Origin of the sequence: Streptomyces sp. NPDC088785, assembly GCF_044750685.1 — a bacterium.
Classification (GTDB): domain Bacteria; phylum Actinomycetota; class Actinomycetes; order Streptomycetales; family Streptomycetaceae; genus Streptomyces.
The window spans coordinates 198,973-216,452 of the sequence record NZ_JBIVKH010000003.1 but is presented as its reverse complement, the minus strand read 5'-3'; the positions used below and the strand labels follow the sequence as shown (position 1 = coordinate 216,452).

Annotated in this window: 16 protein-coding genes and 1 tRNA gene; 5 read left to right on the top strand and 12 right to left on the bottom strand. The window is 73.0% G+C overall.

The features are described from left to right. Positions 1 to 4: 4 nt before the first annotated feature. The 5 genes from ACIP5K_RS11600 to ACIP5K_RS11580 form a co-directional block, all read right to left on the bottom strand. On the bottom strand, positions 5 to 2,020 hold the full coding sequence (locus tag ACIP5K_RS11600; RefSeq protein ID WP_401407992.1) for a copper resistance CopC/CopD family protein: 2,016 nt from the start codon (positions 2,018 to 2,020) through the stop codon (positions 5 to 7). Positions 2,021 to 2,035: 15 nt separating this feature from the next. After that, on the bottom strand, positions 2,036 to 2,533 hold the full coding sequence (locus ACIP5K_RS11595) for a copper chaperone PCu(A)C (protein WP_401407990.1): 498 nt from the start codon (positions 2,531 to 2,533) through the stop codon (positions 2,036 to 2,038). Further along, positions 2,530 to 3,186 (bottom strand): SCO family protein, encoded by a 657-nt coding sequence (locus tag ACIP5K_RS11590; protein WP_401408975.1) that lies wholly within the window; start codon positions 3,184 to 3,186, stop codon positions 2,530 to 2,532. The genes ACIP5K_RS11595 and ACIP5K_RS11590 overlap by 4 nt, the downstream gene beginning before the upstream one ends. 96 nt (positions 3,187 to 3,282) lie before the next feature. Then, positions 3,283 to 4,023: a YcnI family protein gene (locus ACIP5K_RS11585; RefSeq protein ID WP_401407988.1), complete on the bottom strand. Its 741-nt coding sequence runs from the start codon at positions 4,021 to 4,023 to the stop codon at positions 3,283 to 3,285. Positions 4,024 to 4,217: 194 nt separating this feature from the next. Beyond that, a complete protein-coding gene (locus ACIP5K_RS11580; RefSeq protein WP_401407986.1) occupies positions 4,218 to 5,009 on the bottom strand; it encodes a hypothetical protein in 792 nt (263 codons plus the stop codon). A 204-nt stretch (positions 5,010 to 5,213) separates the two neighbouring features. Between ACIP5K_RS11580 and ACIP5K_RS11575 the strand changes: the two genes are divergently transcribed. After that, a complete protein-coding gene (locus tag ACIP5K_RS11575; RefSeq protein ID WP_401407984.1) occupies positions 5,214 to 5,675 on the top strand; it encodes an ATP-binding protein in 462 nt (153 codons plus the stop codon). 83 nt (positions 5,676 to 5,758) lie between these two features. Here the strand turns inward: ACIP5K_RS11575 and ACIP5K_RS11570 are convergent, their stop codons facing one another. After that, complete coding sequence (locus tag ACIP5K_RS11570) at positions 5,759 to 7,210, bottom strand: aminopeptidase P family protein (RefSeq protein ID WP_401407982.1); 1,452 nt, start codon at positions 7,208 to 7,210, stop codon at positions 5,759 to 5,761. A 120-nt stretch (positions 7,211 to 7,330) separates the two neighbouring features. Further along, a complete protein-coding gene (locus ACIP5K_RS11565) occupies positions 7,331 to 8,722 on the bottom strand; it encodes a PP2C family protein-serine/threonine phosphatase (RefSeq protein ID WP_401407980.1) in 1,392 nt (463 codons plus the stop codon). A 668-nt stretch (positions 8,723 to 9,390) separates the two neighbouring features. Between ACIP5K_RS11565 and ACIP5K_RS11560 the strand changes: the two genes are divergently transcribed. Continuing rightward, positions 9,391 to 10,164, top strand: a complete 774-nt coding sequence (locus tag ACIP5K_RS11560) for a bifunctional DNA primase/polymerase (protein WP_401407978.1) — start codon at positions 9,391 to 9,393, stop codon at positions 10,162 to 10,164. A gap of 56 nt (positions 10,165 to 10,220) precedes the next feature. After that, on the top strand, positions 10,221 to 10,865 hold the full coding sequence (locus ACIP5K_RS11555) for a hypothetical protein (RefSeq protein WP_401407976.1): 645 nt from the start codon (positions 10,221 to 10,223) through the stop codon (positions 10,863 to 10,865). Between the two features lie 251 nt (positions 10,866 to 11,116). On the opposite strand, the gene ACIP5K_RS11550 is transcribed toward ACIP5K_RS11555, so the two are convergent. The 3 genes from ACIP5K_RS11550 to ACIP5K_RS11540 form a co-directional block, all read right to left on the bottom strand. Continuing rightward, the gene (locus ACIP5K_RS11550; protein ID WP_401407974.1) at positions 11,117 to 12,079 is read right to left on the bottom strand and encodes a DUF5926 family protein; all 963 of its coding nucleotides are present in this window, start codon (positions 12,077 to 12,079) and stop codon (positions 11,117 to 11,119) included. Positions 12,080 to 12,181: 102 nt separating this feature from the next. Beyond that, positions 12,182 to 12,820: an ATP-binding protein gene (locus tag ACIP5K_RS11545; RefSeq protein WP_401407972.1), complete on the bottom strand. Its 639-nt coding sequence runs from the start codon at positions 12,818 to 12,820 to the stop codon at positions 12,182 to 12,184. Positions 12,821 to 12,892: 72 nt separating this feature from the next. Beyond that, positions 12,893 to 13,696 (bottom strand): glycerophosphodiester phosphodiesterase, encoded by an 804-nt coding sequence (locus ACIP5K_RS11540; protein ID WP_401407970.1) that lies wholly within the window; start codon positions 13,694 to 13,696, stop codon positions 12,893 to 12,895. Between the two features lie 368 nt (positions 13,697 to 14,064). Here ACIP5K_RS11540 and ACIP5K_RS11535 point away from each other — a divergent pair, with 368 nt between their 5' ends. Next, positions 14,065 to 15,603, top strand: a complete 1,539-nt coding sequence (locus tag ACIP5K_RS11535) for a S1C family serine protease (RefSeq protein ID WP_401407968.1) — start codon at positions 14,065 to 14,067, stop codon at positions 15,601 to 15,603. A gap of 69 nt (positions 15,604 to 15,672) precedes the next feature. Then, positions 15,673 to 15,757 (top strand) — tRNA-Ser (locus tag ACIP5K_RS11530). Positions 15,758 to 15,828: 71 nt separating this feature from the next. Here ACIP5K_RS11530 and ACIP5K_RS11525 read toward each other — a convergent pair. Both ACIP5K_RS11525 and ACIP5K_RS11520 read right to left on the bottom strand, forming a co-directional pair. Further along, a complete protein-coding gene (locus ACIP5K_RS11525; protein ID WP_401407966.1) occupies positions 15,829 to 16,329 on the bottom strand; it encodes a hypothetical protein in 501 nt (166 codons plus the stop codon). 88 nt (positions 16,330 to 16,417) lie between these two features. Next, positions 16,418 to 17,329, bottom strand: coding sequence for a bifunctional DNA primase/polymerase (locus ACIP5K_RS11520; RefSeq protein ID WP_401407964.1), 912 nt, complete (start codon positions 17,327 to 17,329; stop codon positions 16,418 to 16,420). Positions 17,330 to 17,480 lie beyond the last annotated feature (151 nt).

Sequence of the window (17,480 nt, the reverse complement as noted above, 5' to 3'; positions counted from 1 at the left end):
TGGTTCAGCCGATCTTCGCGTTCTTGGAGACAGTGACCTGATCGATGTCCGAGGTGCGCACGGTCACCTCGATCTTCCAGTCGCCGGCGACCGGGATCTGCACCCCGCTCGCGCTCCAGTGTCCCGTGGCGATGCGGGCGGGCGTGACACTGAGCGGCCCGATGTTCTTCGCCTTCAGGGTGAGGGCGACCTTCACCTCGGGGACGTCGAAGCCCTTGCCGTTGGGGCGCTGTACGTAGACGTGCATCTCATTGTCGCCGGTGCGGCCGGGATCGATGTCGAGCAGCACCGTGCCCTTGCCGTCCGTGCCGCCGGTGTCGAACGGCACCTTCAGGGACAGCGGTCCCGCCTGGGCCTGGGCGGCCGAGGAGGCGGACTTGACCTCCTCCTCGGTGCGGCCGGGCTCGGTGGAGGTCAGCACCGTGGTGACGGCGAGCAGCACGACCGCGACGGCCGCCTCGGCGAGGACCGAGCGGCGCAGGCCGAAGCGGTGCGGGTCGGCGTCGCGGACACGCTTCTCGCGCGCGGTGGTCATCGCGGCGCGCTGCCGGGCGAGCTGGGCGGCGCGCCGGGGGTTGTCGCTCCGGCCCCCCGCGGCGACGGCGACCGGCTCCTTCTTCTCGGCCTTCTCGGCCTTCTCGGCCTTCTCGGCCGATTCGGCCTCGGCCGAGACTTCGGCGGCCGACTCCCCAACCGCCGTCCCGGCCGCAGTCTCAGCCGTCATCCCCGGCGTCGTCGCCTGCGTCACCGAGGTGCCGCCCGCCGTCCGCTGCTCCGCCACGGTCCCCGCCGACGCGGTGATCCGGCCGGTCCACCGGCGGGAGATCCAGGCGATGCCGACGAGCACGGCGACCAGCCCGACCTTGATCAGGAGCAGCCGTCCGTACGTGGTTCCGGTCAGCGCCGACCACGAACCGAGCTGCCGCCACGACTGATACAGACCGGTGGCGGCGAGCACGACGACGCTGCCGAAGGCCACCCGGGAGAAGCGGCGCACCGCCGTCGTCCCGATGGACGGCGCCCGGTACAGGGCGACGAGCAGTGTGGTCAGCCCGCCCAGCCAGGCGGCGACGGCCAGCAGGTGCAGGACGTCTACGGGCATCGCGAGCCCCGTCTGGATGCCGGTGGAGGCGTGTTCCGCCATGGCCCAGGTGGCGCCGAGACCGGCGGCGACGACCGCGCCGCCGACGGCGAGCCCGAAGGTGAGGTCCTTGATCTCCTTCTTGTCGCCCTCCTCGGCGCGCTTCACATAGGCGCCGAACAGCACCGCGATGAAGAGCGCGGCCGCCGCGAGCAGCAGCAGCCGTGAGGTGAGCGCGGCGCCCGACTTGGTCTGGAGGACCTGGCCGAGCAGCGACATGTCGAAGATGTCGGAGACCTTGCCGGACCCGGTGTACGAGCCGCGCATCAGGAGCAGGGCGATGGTGGCCGCGGTGAGCGCGGTCCAGCCGCCGACCACGACCCGCTGCACCGGCTTGACCGCGGCGCCGCGCGGCCAGCAGGCGAGCACGAACGCGGCGCCGCCGACGAGCAGCACGAAGCCCGCGTACGAGACGTAGCGCCCGGCGCCGTACAGGGTGCCGACGACGCCCCCGCCCGCGTTCTGGTCGGCGACCACGGCGGAGGTCTTGGAGGGGGCGCCGATGGAGAACGTGTAGGCGCCGGAGACGGGATGGCTGTCGGCCGAGACGACCTGGTAGGCGACGGTGAACGTGCCGTCGGGCAGGCCCGCGTGCAGGCCCACCGTGTAGGTGGTGCCCTTCGGATGGCCGACCTTGCCGTTGTCGACGCGCTTGCCCGACGGATCGAGCACGCGCACCGAGCCGCCGGACATGGCGACTTCCTCGGAGAAGGTCAGGGACACCTGCTGCGGCGCCTGCTGGACCACCGCTCCCTGCCCGGGGTCGCTCCCGGTCAGCGCGGCGTGCGCGGACGCGGGCGCGGCGCCGGCCAGGAGCGCGCCGGTGACGGCGAGGAACAGCAGCACCAGGTGCCGGAAGCGCGGAGCGATGGTCTTCACGTACGGGTCAGCCCCTCACTGAGACGAATGAGACGCGTGCGACGACGAAAACGACGAGGACGACGAGGTGGACGGGTTGTAGGTGGCGGCCTTCACCGGGAACGCGACCTCGACGGTCCCGGACCCGGCGAAGTGGAGCCGCACCGTCACCCTGTCGCCTTCCTTCGGCTTCTGCTTGAGGTTTTCGAACATCAGATGGTTGCCGCCGCGTTCGAAGTCGAGGTCGCCGTCGGCGGGTACGGCGAAGGACTCCTGCTCGCGCATGACGCCGTTCTTGGTGCTGTGCATGGTCACGTCACCGGCGACGGTGCTGCTCACCGAGGTGAGGGTGTCGGCGGCGCCGCTGTTGTGGACGATGAAGAAGCCGGCCGCCATGTCGCCCGAGGCGGGCGCGGGGATGAACGCGTCCGTGACCTTCACGTCGGGCTTCCCGGCGGACGGGCCGCCGCAGCCGGCGAGCGCGAGCCCGGACGCGAGGACCGCGGCGCCGAGGGCCAGCGGCGCGCGCCTCACGGCTTCGCTCCTCGGACCAGCCGGGGCAGGTCCTTGGTGTAGTCGTCGGCGGTGGCGTCCTCGCCGTACAGGACGTACCCGGCGTCGGTCTTCGGCGAGAACGCGATGACCTGCGTGCCGTGCATCGACACGAGCTTGCCGTTCTTGTCCTTCTGCGTCGGCTCGATGGAGATGCCGAGCGTGCGGGCGCCGCCCTGGATGGTGGCGAAGTCGCCGGTCAGGCCGATGAAGTCGGGGTCCTGCGCCTTGAGCCACTTGCCGAGCACGGCCGGGGTGTCCCGGTCCGGGTCGGTGGTGACGAAGACGACCCGGAGCTTCTTCTGCTCCGCCTTGGGCAGCGACTTCTTGGCGACGGCGAGGTTGCTCATCGTCAGCGGGCAGACGTCGGGGCAGTGCGTGTAGCCGAAGTAGACCAGCGTCGGCCTGCCCCTGGTCTCCTCGCGCAGGTCGAACTTCTTGCCGTGGGTGTCGGTGAGGACCAGGTCCGGCTTCTCGAACGGCTTGTCGAGGACGGTCGCGGGCCGATCCGAACCCGCTTCGGCGGAGACCTCGGTGACCGGCTTGTCGCCGCCGTCGCCGCTGCCGCACGCGGTCAGCGCGAGGGCGCCCGCCGACAGCAGGCCGGCGGCGGCGATCAGGGTCTTCTTGCTCATCTTCATGGTGGTGCGCATACAAGTATTTCCCGGTTGTGAGGGGGCCGGCGGATGCCGGGGCCGCCCACCGCGACCCCGGCACCCGCCCTGGGTGGCTCAGCCGTTGGTACGCCGACGGCCCGCCAGGACGCCGAACGCCACACCGGCGACGCCGACGACGATGCCGACGATGCCGAGCACGCGGGCGGTGGTGTCGCTGTCGGACGACGTGTCGGAGGAGGAGGCGGTCGCCGCCTTCTCGTGGTCGTCGGACGCGGCGGCGCCGGAGGCGCCGTGCTCATCGTCGGCCGCCGCCGACAGGGTGAGGGTGGGCGCCGGGTTCTCCGGCTCCTCCTGGCCCTTCTGCTGCGGCTCGATCCAGCGCACGACCTCCTTGTCGTCATACGTCTGGAGCGCCTTGAACACGAGCTGGTCGGCGTCGGTCGGCAGCTGGCCGACGGACACCGGGAACTTCTGGAAGTAGCCGGGCCGTACGCCCTTGTCGGCGCCGGAACCGGTCGCGGTCCAGGTCACCTTGGAGACGGCCTCGGTGAGCTTCTCGCCGTGCATCTCCAGCGGCTTGTCGAGCTTGGACTTGGTGACCTCGACCTTCCAGCCCGGCACCGGCTCCGGCATCACGGAGGCGAGTGGGTGGTCGGTCGGGAAGCTGACCTCGAGCTTGGTCGTGGCCGCGTCGTCCCGCTCGTTGGGGACCTTGAAGTCGATCACCGCGTAACCGCCCTTGGCGGCGGCGCCCTCCGGCTGCACGCTCACGTGCGCGAAGGCGGGGGCGGAGACGAGGACGACGGAGGAGACGGCGGCGGCACCGACGAGGGCGGCACGGGACATCTTCTTCATGACAGAGAGCTCCACGTTCAGAGGGACCCACCTGCGGTGGGATCCGGCGAAGGGTGAGAGGCGCGCACCGAACGGGCCGCATCAGGGGGCCGTGACGAAACGGCCCGCCTTGAGGCGACGAAAAAGGTGGGTACGCGTGTGCCGCACGGCACACCTCACCCCACGCACTGCGCGGAGGAGCGAGAGAGGCCGTGTCAGGCGGCGAGAAGGAACGCGTCGGCGGGCGGCCCGCGCCGGATCACCGAGTGCGCCAGCGCCGCGGCCCGCGGCGCCGGTGGTGCGACGAACCCGGTCCGCGCGGCGCGCGGGAGCACGCCGGGCGCTCCGGGCAGCCCGGCCCGCAGGGCGCGGACGAGCGCGAGCGCCGCGCGCAGGGCACGGGCGCGCGCCGCCGCCGCGACTCCCTGCGCCGAATGCCGCGAGAGCCGCACGATGCGGCCCAGGGCGAGATCGCCGTGGCGCAGCAGCCACCCGGCGCCGGCCGCGGCCAGCAGGTGGCCGATGAGCATCGGCAGCGACGGCAGCAGGGCCATCGAGGAGCCGCCGCCCATCACCATGTCGTGGTGGCCGCCGGCCGCCTGCACCCCCGCGTCGTCGAGGATCCGGCGGGCCTGCGCCGGGCTGAGCGCCGAGGCGCCCGCCCCGCACATGAGCTGGGCGGCGCGCTCCACGACGGACGGCGGGGCGGTGTCCATGGCCATGGAGCCGTGCTGCTGGCCCAGGCCGAAGAGGCTGTGCAGGGCGATCTGCCCGGCGCCCAGGGTGGCGGCGATGCCCGGCAGCGAGCGCTCGCGCCCGGCCAGCGGCAGAGCCGCGCAGAAGGCGAGGAGGGAGCCGAGCCCCAGCGTCCACAGCGGCACGGTGGCGGTCGACCCGAGGACGTGCCCCGCCGCGGACAGCACGACGCAGACCGCGGCGAACACCGCGGCCCTCAGCATCCGGAGGTCGGAAGCGCCGTACGTGCGGCATCCGTGGGGGGCAGTCATGGCGGGCTCATCATCGCACTGGGCCCACCCTCCCCACGCGGCAGGTCCACAAGGTCCCGAATCTCCCCCTATAGCGGCCCGTGTGCGGTCCGCGCGGGTCCGCGCGTCGGCTATATGGGCGCAATCACCTCAACTCCGTGATTGCGCAAGGCCGGTGGAGGCAATACGTAACGGTATGTCGAGCCGCGACCTGGAGGCTGGAGCATGAGCATCTGGTGGTCCCTCCATCTGCGCCGCGACGCCGCGAGCGTCCCGCTGGCCAGGCGCCTGTTCATGGGCACCATGGAGACCGCGGGCGTCGACCCCGACATCTCCTACGACCTGTCGGTCGCGCTCAGCGAGGCGTGTGCGAACGCGGTGGAGCACGGCGGCTCCGCGGCCGCCGGGGGCACCTCGGGCGCGTACCGCGTGACCGCCTATCTGGACGGCGAGACCTGCCGCATCGAGGTGGCCGACTCGGGCCCGGGCTTCCCGACGCGCAGGGCCCGGGCGTTCGGCCGGCCCGTGCCCGCGCACGCGGAGAACGGCCGCGGCCTGTGCCTCATCCGGGAACTCGCCGATCATGTGCACGTCGTGAACAAGCCGGGCCGGGGCGGCGCCGTGGTCAGCTTCGACAAGATCCTCAAGTGGCGGACCGGGGCGTCGCCGCTGATGGCAGCGGTCTGAGCACCTTTCCGGCGGCGGCCCGGCCGGGACGCCGAAGGGCCGTGACGCGACGCCACGGCCCTTCGGACGGAATCCGCAGCGGGTCAGCCCTTGAGACCGGCCATCCACGCCTCGACCTCGTCGGACCGGCGCGGCAGCCCGGCCGACAGGTTCCGGTTGCCGTCCTCGGTGACGAGGATGTCGTCCTCGATCCGGACGCCGATACCGCGGTACTCCTCCGGCACCGTCAGGTCGTCGGCCTGGAAGTACAGGCCGGGCTCGACGGTCAGGCACACCCCGGGCTCCAGCGTGCCGTCCACGTACGCCTCGGTGCGCGCGGCCGCGCAGTCGTGGACGTCCATGCCGAGCATGTGGCCGGTGCCGTGCAGGGTCCAGCGGCGCTGGAGCCCCAGCTCCAGGACGCGCTCGACCGGCCCCTCGACCAGGCCCCACTCGACGAGCTTCTCGGCGAGCACGCGCTGCGAGGCGTCGTGGAAGTCGCGGTACTTGGCGCCCGGCCTGACCGCCGCGATGCCGGCCTCCTGGGCCTCGTACACGGCGTCGTAGATCTTCCGCTGAATGTCGCTGTACGTGCCGTTGACCGGCAGCGTGCGGGTGACGTCGGCGGTGTAGTACGTGTGCGTCTCGACGCCCGCGTCCAGCAGGAGCAGGTCGCCCGCGCGGACCGGGCCGTCGTTGCGGACCCAGTGCAGGGTGCAGGCGTGCGGGCCGGCGGCGCAGATGGAGCCGTAGCCGATGTCGTTGCCCTCCACGCGCGCGCGAAGGAAGAACGTGCCCTCGATGTAGCGCTCGCTTGTGGCCTCGGCCTTGTCGAGGACCTTCACGACGTCCTCGAAGCCGCGCACGGTCGAGTCGACGGCCTTCTGCAACTCGCCGACCTCGAAGGCGTCCTTCACGACCCGCGCCTCGGAGAGGAAGACGCGCAGCTCCTCGTCGCGCTCCGCGGTGACCTTGTCGGTCAGGGCGGCCTCGACGGCGGCGTCGTGGCCGCGCAGGACGCGCACCGGGCCGGTGGCCCCGCGCAGCGCGTCCGGCAGCTCGCGCACGTCGGACGCGGGGATGCCGTAGAGCGTCGCGGCCTCGGTCAGCGAGTGGCGGCGGCCCACCCACAGCTCGCCCTGGCCGTCGAGCCAGAACTCGCCGTTCTCGCGGTTCGAGCGCGGCAGGAGGTAGATCGTGGCGCGGTGGCCGTCCGCCGTGGGCTCCAGGACGAGGACGCCGTCCTCCGTCTGGTTGCCGGTCAGGTACGCGTATTCGACGGAGGCGCGGAAGGCGTACTCCGTGTCGTTCGAGCGGGTCTTCAGGTTGCCCGCGGGCACGACCACGCGCTCGCCCGGGAAGCGGGCGGACAGGGCGGCACGGCGGGCGGCGGTCTCGGCGGCCTGCGCGATCGGCCGCAGGTCGTGCAGCTCGGTGTCGGCCCAGCCGGACTTCATGTTCTCGGCGAGCTCGTCCGACACGCCCGGGTAGAGGCCGTTCTTGCGCTGCTTGATGGGCTCTTCTTCCGGGGTTTCCGGGGTGAGCTCCTCCGACACGGTTCCTCCTGAATACAGCCTGAATACGGCGATGGACCCCCTCCATCGTACGAGCGTACGGAAGGGGGTCCAGGGCCGGACGGCCCGGTACCGGGCCGCTCACCGGCCGTGTGTGCGCGCCTACTCGAAGCGCGCGGCGAGCAGCACGACGTCCTCGTCGCTGTCGGCCGCGTCCGGACCGTCGGGGAGCACGGTGCGCAGGATGTGGTCGACGAGGGCGTCGGGGTCCTCGCGGACCGCTCGGGAAGCGCTCGACGCGGCGGCGTGCAGCCGGGTGAAGGCGCGGTCCATGGCGTCGCCGGTGCGGCGCAGCAGGCCGTCCGTGTACAGCAGGACCGTCTCGCCCGGCTCCGGCGTGATCTCCGCGCTCGGCGCCTCCCAGCAGGCGAGCATCCCGAGCGGTGCCGACAGGGTCGTCTCGGCGAACTCGGTGCGCCGCTCGCCGATCACCAGCGGCGGGGTGTGCCCGGCGCCGGCCAGGACGATGGTGCGCTGGGCCGGCTCGCAGTAGGCGAAGAGCGCGGTGGCGCTGCGCGCGGGTTCGGTCAGCCGCAGCAGCAGTTCCAGGTCGGACAGGACCGCGACCGGGTCCTCGCCCTCCATGACGGCGTACGCGCGCAGCGACGCGCGCAGCCGGCCCATCGCGGCGACCGCGCTCGCGCCGGAGCCGGTGACCGATCCGACGGCGAGGCCGAGCGCCCCTTCAGGCAGGGGCAGCGCGTCGTACCAGTCGCCGCCGCCGCGCGGCCCGGTGCGATGCCGTACGGCGAGCTGCACACCGGGGACCCGGGGCAGCCGGGCGGGCAGCAGCTCCTCGGCGATCGTGTCCGCCCACGCGCGCGTGCGCTCCCGTTCGAGGAGGCGGGCCAGGTGCTCGGTGGCGTACGCGGCGTACAGGCCGATGAGGTGGCGGGGGCGCTCGCCGGGCTCGGCCGGCTCGTCGTAGAGCCAGACCGCGGCGCCCAGCCGCCCCGCCGCGTCGGTGGCGAGCGGCAGCGCGTAGCTCGCCGCGAAGCCGAGGCGGGCGGCGACCTCGCGGTGGCGCGGGTCGAGCCCGTCCTCGGCGAGCAGGTCGGCGCGCGCCTCCGGGTCGGTGCTGAGTCCGTCGAGGATCCGTCCGCACGAGGTCGCGCCGCGCGGCACCGTCTCGATGTGGCCGAGATCGGGCCGGGACAGGCCCAGGCCGACGGTGGTGTCCGGGCCGAGTCCGTCGCCCGGCTCCAGGACGACGAGGCCGCGGCGGGCGCCGACGAGGGCGGCTCCGGCGCGCAGCAGCTCGTGCAGCGCGTCCTCCAGCGCGGCGGTACGGGTCAGCCGTTCCGTGAGTTCGTGGAGGGTCGTCAGATCCGACACCCAGCCGGCGAGGCGGTCCTGGACCGCGGCGCCGGGGGCGGGCGGGACGGACGGCGCCGGGGGGACGGCGGGTGCGGGCGCGACCGCGTGGGCGGGAGAGGGAACCTGTCCAGGAGGGGAATCGATTCCAGCCACTTTCGGCAGACGGGGGGCCGTCATGACATCCGGCTTTCCGGCCGGTGCATATTGCTCGATAGCATCGCAAACCCCCATGTCAGCCTTATTAGCTCTGCGCCGCTAGCAATGTCTCCACATCTACACGCAGTGGAGAGGGGATGTCCAGCATTGTCCTGCGGGGTTTCCCGGTGTTCCTGGTGTGGAAGTGCCTCTTGAGGTAAAGAGATCTTGTCCCCTCCTTGATCCACTGGCGATCTCGCCTCGATCCAGATCGCTCCAACTTGGCCAAAAAACGACTCAGTGATCGGTGTATTGCGATCGACTGGCCTCGTTCAGCTGTGGTCACCAGAGCGTCATCACGGCCGTGCGGGGTACGTACTCGGTGAAGACCAGGGGCAGTTGGGATCCGCCACGATCCACCCGGGAACCTGGTGACGGACCCGGGCGTCTTAACCCATGACGACCGTGCCCATCCTCCCGTGGGGGAGACGGCGAGAAATACGCGGGACGGCAAACGCCAGGCGTCGCCACCCCACGCCAGGCTTTCAAAGGACGCAGCAGGCGCACGGACTATAGGGGTTACCCCCTGCCCCGGGCCGGTGCTTCCGGCCGGGGTCGGGCGCTCCAGCACGTACGCGCAGTGACTGATCGACACATGGTGCGATGTGGCCCATAGCGTTCTCTTCGGCTACGGAAAGGAACGAGCGCTCATGCGCGAGATCCTCGGAAGGCGACGCAGGCTCCTGTCCAGGCGTGACAGCGGGAAGTCTGACCTGATCAGCGCGGCCCTCACGTTCGCGACGGCGTGGCGGTGGCCGGTTCTGCCGGGCATAGGGCTCGAAGCGGCGGGACGCCGTGACGGCGTCCGGTGCGCCTGCCCGGACCCCGAGTGCACGGTGCCGGGCGCCCACCCCTTCGACCCGGGGCTGCTCGCCGCGACCACGGACGCGCGCATGGTGCGCTGGTGGTGGACCAACCGCCCGGCGGCGCCGATCGTGCTCGCCACGGGCGCCCCGACGGGTGCCCGCGGGGAGCCCGGCGCCCGCGCGGGATCCGGGGCCGGCCCGGACCACGGGCCGGACGGCGGACCGGCGGTCGGAGCACTGGAGGGGCGCGCGCCCTGCGCCGTGAGCCTGCCGGCCGTCGCGGGCGCCCGCGCGCTCGCCACCCTCGACCGCAGGGAGATCCGGCTCGGCCCGGTGATCGCGACCCCGGAGCGGCTCTTCATCCTCGTCGCGCCGTACTCCCTTGAGCAGCTCGGCGAGCTGCTGTACGCGCAGGACTTCGTCCCCGGCTCGCTGCGCTTCCACGGCGAGGGCGGCTATGTGGCGCTGCCGCCGTCCCGCACGGGCGCCGGACAGGTCCGCTGGGAGCGCGCGCCGCTGCCGGGATCGGCGGCCCCCTGGGTGCCCGGCGTGGAGGCCGTGGTCGACGCGGTCGTGGACGCCCTCACTCGTACGGGTGTGAGCGCGCCCGAGATGTAGGGGGATCGGGCGCGCGGCGCGCCGTGGTGCGGGGTGTGCGCCGATATCTTCGGCGCATGCCCGCCGCGCCACCCCTCCCCGACGCCCCGCACCGTCCCGCACCGGAGCGTCCCCGGGCGCGCCTGCGACTGCTCGGACTGCTCGCCGTGGTGGTGCTCACCGCCGTGCTCCCGCTGGCGGGCGCGGCCGCGGGTCCGGTGGGCGAAGACGAGCCCGCGCGGCCGGTCGCGGAGCAGGCGGAGCCGCCCCGGCCGGGCACGGCGGACAAGGTCGACGACGCGCCCGCGCGGGACACCGCGGGCGACGCCCCGCGGCCGCGGGACTCCGCGCTCCTCAGGAGCCTCGGCCTGGGCCTCGCGACGGCCACCCACTGCGGCCCGCAACTGACCTCCCCGGACGGCGTGGAGGCGCAGACGTGCGTCCTCACGCAGGGCCGGGACACCTGGGGGCGGACCTATTACCGCAACGCGACGGGCGCGGAACTGGACGCCGTCCTGACCCTGATGGCGCCCGGCGGACGCACGGTGCAGATCCACTGCGCGACGGGCGCGGAGGACGAGCCGGGGCTGTGCGAGACGCCCCGGGAGCCGACCCGCGGGCGGGCCGCGGAGTACGCGGCGGTCGCGGAGTACGCGGCGACGGGCGAGGGCCCGCTGCTGCTGCGCTCGGGCAGCAATTCGGCACCACCGCAGGGGCGTTGAGCCGTCCTGCCGGGAAGCGGGCATGAAAGCGCCCGGTTGCTGGCGACGGGGGATGCACCAGCAACCGGGCTACTTGAACGGTAACAAGAGATCGCCGGTTAGCAAATTCGATCTCTTCTATTCGGACATGGATTTACCTGCGACTACTGGGAGTTGTGACCGGAGTCACCCTGTCCGGACGGCGTGTCCCGGCCCCTGAGCGGCTGACCGGTCGGTCAGCCCGACGGCCGGGGCCCGACGCGGGCGGTGGATCAGCTGAGGGTCACCTGACGGTTGGTGAGCCCGCCGCGCGCGCGGCGCTCGTCCGCGGTCAGCGGCGCGTCCGTGGCGAGCGCGGCGGCGAGCCGCTCGGCGAACTCGGCGGCCGGCTTCTCGATGTCGTCGGCCCCGACCGCGCTCGGCAGGTCCCACACCGGCACCGTCAGACCGTGCGCCCGGAAGGAGCCGACGAGCCGGGTGCCCTCGCCGAGCGAGGACGTGCCGGCCGCGTGCAGCCGGGCGAGCGCGTCGAGGAGCTTCTCCTCGGGGTGCGGCATGACCCACCGCAGGTGGTTCTTCTCCGGGGTCTCGCACCAGTAGGCGCTGTCCACCCCGGTCAGCCGCACGGTGGGGATGGCCGCGGCGTTGGCCCGCTCCAGGGAGGCGGCCACGTCGCCCGACGCGTTCTCCGAGTCGGGGACCCAGAACTCGAAGCCTGTGTGCACGACCGGCTCGAAAGCGCCGTCGGGGTCGAGCACGTCCTGGAGGCGCGGTCCGTCCGCCGGCGCGCGCCGGGCCTGCACGGGGTTGCCCGGCTCGGCCTCCAGGGCGCGCAGCAGGGTGTCGGCGAGGTCGCGGCTGAGGTCGCCGGACGACGTGTCGTTCTGCAGGCCCAGCAGGACCGAGCCGTCGTCACGGCGCAGCGCGGGCCACGCCATGGGCAGCACGGTCGCGAGGGTGACCGACGGGACGCCGTCGGGCAGCCCGTCCTTCAGGGTCAGCTCCACGGTCGCGGCGGGCACCAGCTCGCGCAGCGCCACCCAGTCGCCCTCGCCCGCGAGGTCCTCGAAGGGGCGCTGCACCAGCTCGGTCACCGCGTGCGCGGCGTCCCGGCCGTGGCAGGCCTTGTAGCGGCGGCCGCTGCCGCAGGGGCAGGGTTCGCGGGCGCCGACGACCGGGATCGTCCCGTCGGTGACGTGCGGCTTGCCCTTGGTCTGAGGGCGCTTCTTGGCCATCTTCGGTGTCTCCCGGGTACGGCTCTCTTGAGTACGGGCGCGAGCCTAGCCCCTCGTGGGGACGCGGGTGGGACTCCGCACGGTCGCGGCCTGGGGGCCGGGTCAGCCGAGGTCGTCGAAGGCGTCCGCGAAGTCCAGGCCGGACAGCTCGGTGACGGGCGGCGCGGCGATGCGCGTCGCGAAGTCGTCGCGGCGGTGCGCCGCGCCCCGGGCGTGCACGTCTTTGTGTACGACCACCCAGACGGTGACCTCGCCCCGGCGGTCGTCCCGTACGCCCCAGTCGTCGGAGAGCGCCGTGATGATGTTGAGCCCGCGGCCGCCGCGTGCGGTGACCGACGGGGTGGCCGGAACCGGGCGGGTCGGGCCGCCGCCGTCCGTCACCTCGACCGTCAGGCAGCCGCGCTCGTCCACCCGCCAGGCGGCCCGCACGTCGCCGTCACCGGCCGGATCGTCGCCCAGTGGCCTGCCGTGCCGGCACGCGTTGCTGAGCAGTTCGGAAAGGATCAGGACCGCATCGTCGACGACCGATTCCGGCACCCCGCCGACGCGGAGCTGATCCCGCATCCGGTGTCTTGCCTCGCCCACGCCCGCAGGGCCATGGGGAACGGCCATGCTCGACGAAGCGGGCACCTCCTGTGCCACCACCAACGCCACCCCCGAGACCTCCTTTGCCCCACGCCACGGAGTGGATGCCCCATTGGACTGGACCGGAAACCGGCCAATCCACGTGCGGTGACGCACTCGTAACGATCGAATACGCACCGAACGCGCCGGAGCACTCCCCGTGACGTCCGCGGCGAAGGTGGCCGGAAATCATCCCCTGCCGAGGCGCTCCAGCACGGCCGCGGGGCGGTTGGTGATGATCGCGTCGACGCCGAGCCGGACGCAGAGGTCGATGTCCTCGGGCTCGTTCACCGTCCAGACGTGGACCTGGTGGCCCGCGCGCGCGAGCTTCTCCACGTATCCGGGGTGGCTGCGCAGGATGCGGATGCCGGGGCCCGCGATCCCCACGCCCCTGGGGAGGCGTCCTTCGCGGTGACGTGGGGAGACGAACTGCATCAGGTAGACCGTCGGCAGGGTCGGGGACGCCTCCTGGACGCGCAGCAGGGAGCGCGAGGAGAAGCTCATCACGCGCACCGGGGAGGGTTCGTCGGGCGCGGGGGCGTCGAGGCCGAACCGCTTCAGGAGGAGCAGCAGCCGCTCCTCGACCTGGCCCGCCCAGCGTGTCGGGTGCTTGGTCTCGATGGCCAGTTCCACCCGTCGGCCGGCGTCGGCGACCAGCTCCAGGAGGCGTTCCAGGGTCAGGACGGAGGTGTCGGCCGCGCTGCCCGCCCAGTCCGGGCCCTCCTCCCGGTCCTTCCAGGAGCCGAAGTCGAGGGTGGCCAGGTCGGCGAGTTCCAGCGCGGAGACCGCGCCGCGGCCGTTCGACGTGCGGTTGACGCGCCGGTCGTGGACGCAGACGAGGTGGCCGTCCGCGGTCAGCCGCACATCGCATTCGAGGGCGTCCGCACCGTCTTCGATCGCCTTTCTGTACGCGGCCAGGGTGTGCTCGGGGGCGTCCTCCGAGGCTCCGCGGTGGGCGACGACCTGGATGCGCTGCTGTGGTGCGTGGGTCACCGCGTCATGGTGCCACCGCGCGGCGCGCCGACGAGAAAGTTCGGCCGTGCGGATGCGTCCGTTTCGTCCGACATAAAGGATGTCAGCGGGCGCACAGGAACGTCTTATGGTGCCCTGACGCCCGGTGGGAAAAGCTGACGGCGTACAACAGCACGACTGGACCGTGACAGGACCATGCCGACGTCCGGAGTGGTGAGCGACGCCCGACGCGCCGCGGCCGCCGCCCGGATCGAAGCGGGCTGTGACAATCAAGAGCGACCGGAGCGATCACAGGGTGATGGTTCAGGATCGCTTCAGCCCGAAGAAGATCGGGTACCCGCACAACCTGACTGGCGACACGACAGCCCGTGGATCGAGGAGAGAAAGCTGTGAGCACCGAGAACGAGGGCACTTCGGTCCCCCCGGCCCCGTCCGCACCTCCCGTGCCGGTGGACGCTCCCGCTACTCCCGCACCGCCCGCGCCGGGGCCCGCCCCGTCGGCGCCCCAGGGGGCCGGGTACGACACGGTGAAGCAGGGAGCGGCGCCCGGCGGATCCGGGGCGCCGGGTGAGCAGCACGGAGCGCAGAGCACGCCAGGGGCGCCCGCCGAGCAGTACGGAGCGCAGGGCGCGCCCGGGGCGCACGCCGGGGAGGGAGCGCCCGCGACGGGCGGCTCCGCGCCGGTGGGCGACTGGCCGCCCCCGCCGCCGGCCGTACCGGCGTACGCGTCGGGCGGCGGTGCCGGAGGCGCGGACGGGACGGCCTGGGGCTCCTCCTACCAGCAGCCGCAGCCCAAGAAGGGCGGCAGGCGCGGCGGTCTCGTGGCCGGGATCATCGCGGCCGCGCTGGTCGCGGGCGTCGTCGGCGGCGGCGTCGGCTACTGGGCGGCGGAGCGCAACGACGACGGCGGCTCCGGCTCCACGACCGTCTCCGCGTCCAGCCCCGCCGACGTCAAGCGCGACCCGGGCACCGTCGCCGGGGTGGCCGCCAAGGCGATGCCCAGCACGGTGACCATCGAGGCCGAGGGCAACAACGGCGAGGGCGGCACCGGCACGGGCTTCGTGTACGACAAGGAAGGCCACATCCTCACCAACAACCACGTGGTGGCGGAGGCCGTGGACGGCGGCAAGCTGTCGGCGACGTTCTCGAACGGCAAGAAGTACGACGCCGAGGTGATCGGTCACGCGCAGGGCTACGACGTCGCGGTCATCAAGCTGAAGAACGCGCCGAACAACCTGATGCCCCTGACGCTGGGCAACTCGGACAAGGTCGCCGTCGGCGACTCGACCATCGCGATCGGCGCCCCCTTCGGCCTGTCGAACACGGTGACGACGGGCATCATCTCCGCCAAGGACCGTCCGGTCGCCTCCAGCGACGGCTCCAGCGGCAGCAAGGCCTCGTACATGAGCGCCCTCCAGACCGACGCCTCGATCAACCCGGGCAACTCCGGCGGCCCGCTCCTCGACGGCAACGGCAACGTGATCGGCATCAACTCCGCCATCCAGTCCGCCTCCAGCGGGGGCCTCGGCGGCTCGGGCCAGTCCGGTTCGATCGGCCTCGGCTTCGCCATCCCGATCAACCAGGCCAACATGGTCGCCCAGCAGCTGATCAAGACGGGCCAGCCGGTCTACCCCGTCATCGGCGCCACCGTCTCCATGGACGAGAACACCAGCGGGGCGACGATCACCGAGCAGGGCGCGGGCGGCTCCGCGGCGGTCACGCCGAACGGCCCGGCGGCCAAGGCGGGCCTCAAGTCCGGCGACACGATCACCAAGCTCGACGACACGGTGGTCGACTCCGGCCCGACCCTGATCGGGCAGATCTGGACGCACAAGCCCGGCGACACCGTGAAGCTCACGTACACGCGTGACGGCAAGGAGCACACGGTCGACGTGACGCTCGGCGAGCGCAAGGGCGACAGCAACTGACAGCCCCACCGCGCGGACCCGCTACCCTGGTCCCCGCGCCACGACGGCCCCGAGCCGTCATGAGCGCGGGGTGGGTTGCCCGAGCGGCCTAAGGGAACGGTCTTGAAAACCGTCGTGGCGAGAGTCACCGTGGGTTCAAATCCCACACCCACCGCGCAAGGTTGAAGGCCCCCGACCAGCAACACCGGTCGGGGGCCTTCGCGCGCAGGGCCCACCGGTCCGGGGTCACGCGCCGCGGGGCACCCGGTCGACGCGCCAGGCCGTCATCCCCGACGCGTCGGGCAGCGGCTCCACGTCGATCTCGACGGGGTCCGCGGTGCCCGTGATGCGGACGTGGGTGGGAGTTCCGTCGCAGGTGAGGGGCTTTTCGGTGTGCTCGCGCGCGACGACGGACAGGCGCACAGTGCCCGTTCCGGAGCACACGACCGTGAGGGTGTAGGACCGGCCGCGCGGCAGGGCGGGGCGGGTGTGGATGCCGTCGGCGACGCGTTCGCTCCCGCCCTCGACGAAGGTCGGGTCGTCGTCCTCCGTCGCCGTGATGCCCAACGCCGTCTGGACCTGGTGTTCGAGCGACCGCTCACGCGCGGCCGGGGCGGACGCCGTCGCGCGGGGCGTCCGCGCCGGTGTTCCGTCCTGCGCCGGCCGGTCCGCGCCGCCCGTGCAGGCGGCCACGGCCGCGAGGGGCAGCAGCGCTGCCGCTGTCGCCGGTCTTCGCCAGTCGGTCACGATGTCGTCCTTGTCTCCGGGGGAGCCCCGGTGGCACCCGTGGGCATCCTCTCCCGGCCGGCGCCTCCGCGGCGCCGGTTCTCGCTGATCAGGCGCCCGCCGTGAGCCGGGCCGCCGAGGCGATGGTCGAACGGGCCTCGCGTTCGGACAGGCCCGTGTGGAGCGCGGCGGTGACGAGGGCGTCGGTGAGGGCGGCGCCGATGCCGTTCTCGTAGGCGCGGCACGCCGCCCAGAAGAGCCGGGTGTTGCGCTGGCCCTCGTGGGCGCCCAGCACGAACTGGACCAGGCCCGTGCCGTGCTGCCCGCCGGGGCCGGACGCGGCGGTGTGCGGGCGGGCCGGCGGTGTGAGCAGGTGCAGCAGGGCCGGCGGGCAGGGAGCCGGCGCGAGGTGGGCGGTGCCGGGGACCGTGCTGTAGACACCGTGGTCGGTGCGCGAGCCCGGGCCCACGAGGTAGCCGCCCGCGCCGCGGATGTCGATGCCGGGGGCCAGCCGCCCCGCCGAGTTGGGGACCGCGGCGTCCGGCGGCCCGGACAGCCACAGATGCCGCCCGCCGCTCGGCGTGCTCACGACCACCGTGTCCGGGATGGTGAAGAGGTGCCGCAACGCCAGTTCGCGCAGCGAAGCCGTGGAGTTCGTGCCGGCCTTCGTGTCCAGGTCGACGCCGATGAGGTGGTGCGGGGGCAGACCGCAGGCGATGCCGTACCCGGTCGCCCGGGGCGCGGCGGCGAACAGCGCGCGCACCCGGCGCGGGTCGGTCGAGGCGTCGTACACCCCGTGCCCCGGAAGCCCGCATTCGCCGTGGCAGCGCGGCACGGACCGCGGGTCGTCGCGGTGCGGGGAGGGCAGCGCGGGCAGCTTGCCGCGCGACAGCGGGAAGACGGCGAACCCGCGCGCGGCCGCGGAGAGGGCGTGCGCGAGAGCGAGGGTCGCGAGGGGCGCGTTCGGAGCGCCCGGTGCGCGGGGCGGGCGGTGGGAGGGGTGCGGATCGATGGCGGCCATGGCTTCATTTTCGTACGAATGTTCGAGAGAGGGAAGGGGGGTGGGCCGTCCGGGGTGCGGGCCGGGGGCTGATTGACCAAAAATGTGCTGAAACGCTTCACCGTATGGGGGGTCTGGGGTGTGATCACCCGGAGATAGCGCATTCGCGACT

Coding starts and splice junctions, on each gene's coding strand:
- ACIP5K_RS11560 (WP_401407978.1), top strand. CDS start 9,391: ATGCGCGAGATCCTCGGAAGGCGACGCAGGCTCCTGTCCAGGCGTGAC.
- ACIP5K_RS11590 (WP_401408975.1), bottom strand. CDS start 3,186: ATGAGCAAGAAGACCCTGATCGCCGCCGCCGGCCTGCTGTCGGCGGGC.
- ACIP5K_RS11550 (WP_401407974.1), bottom strand. CDS start 12,079: ATGGCCAAGAAGCGCCCTCAGACCAAGGGCAAGCCGCACGTCACCGAC.
- ACIP5K_RS11575 (WP_401407984.1), top strand. CDS start 5,214: ATGAGCATCTGGTGGTCCCTCCATCTGCGCCGCGACGCCGCGAGCGTC.
- ACIP5K_RS11585 (WP_401407988.1), bottom strand. CDS start 4,023: ATGAAGAAGATGTCCCGTGCCGCCCTCGTCGGTGCCGCCGCCGTCTCC.
- ACIP5K_RS11520 (WP_401407964.1), bottom strand. CDS start 17,329: ATGGCCGCCATCGATCCGCACCCCTCCCACCGCCCGCCCCGCGCACCG.
- ACIP5K_RS11580 (WP_401407986.1), bottom strand. CDS start 5,009: ATGACTGCCCCCCACGGATGCCGCACGTACGGCGCTTCCGACCTCCGG.
- ACIP5K_RS11555 (WP_401407976.1), top strand. CDS start 10,221: ATGCCCGCCGCGCCACCCCTCCCCGACGCCCCGCACCGTCCCGCACCG.
- ACIP5K_RS11565 (WP_401407980.1), bottom strand. CDS start 8,722: ATGACGGCCCCCCGTCTGCCGAAAGTGGCTGGAATCGATTCCCCTCCT.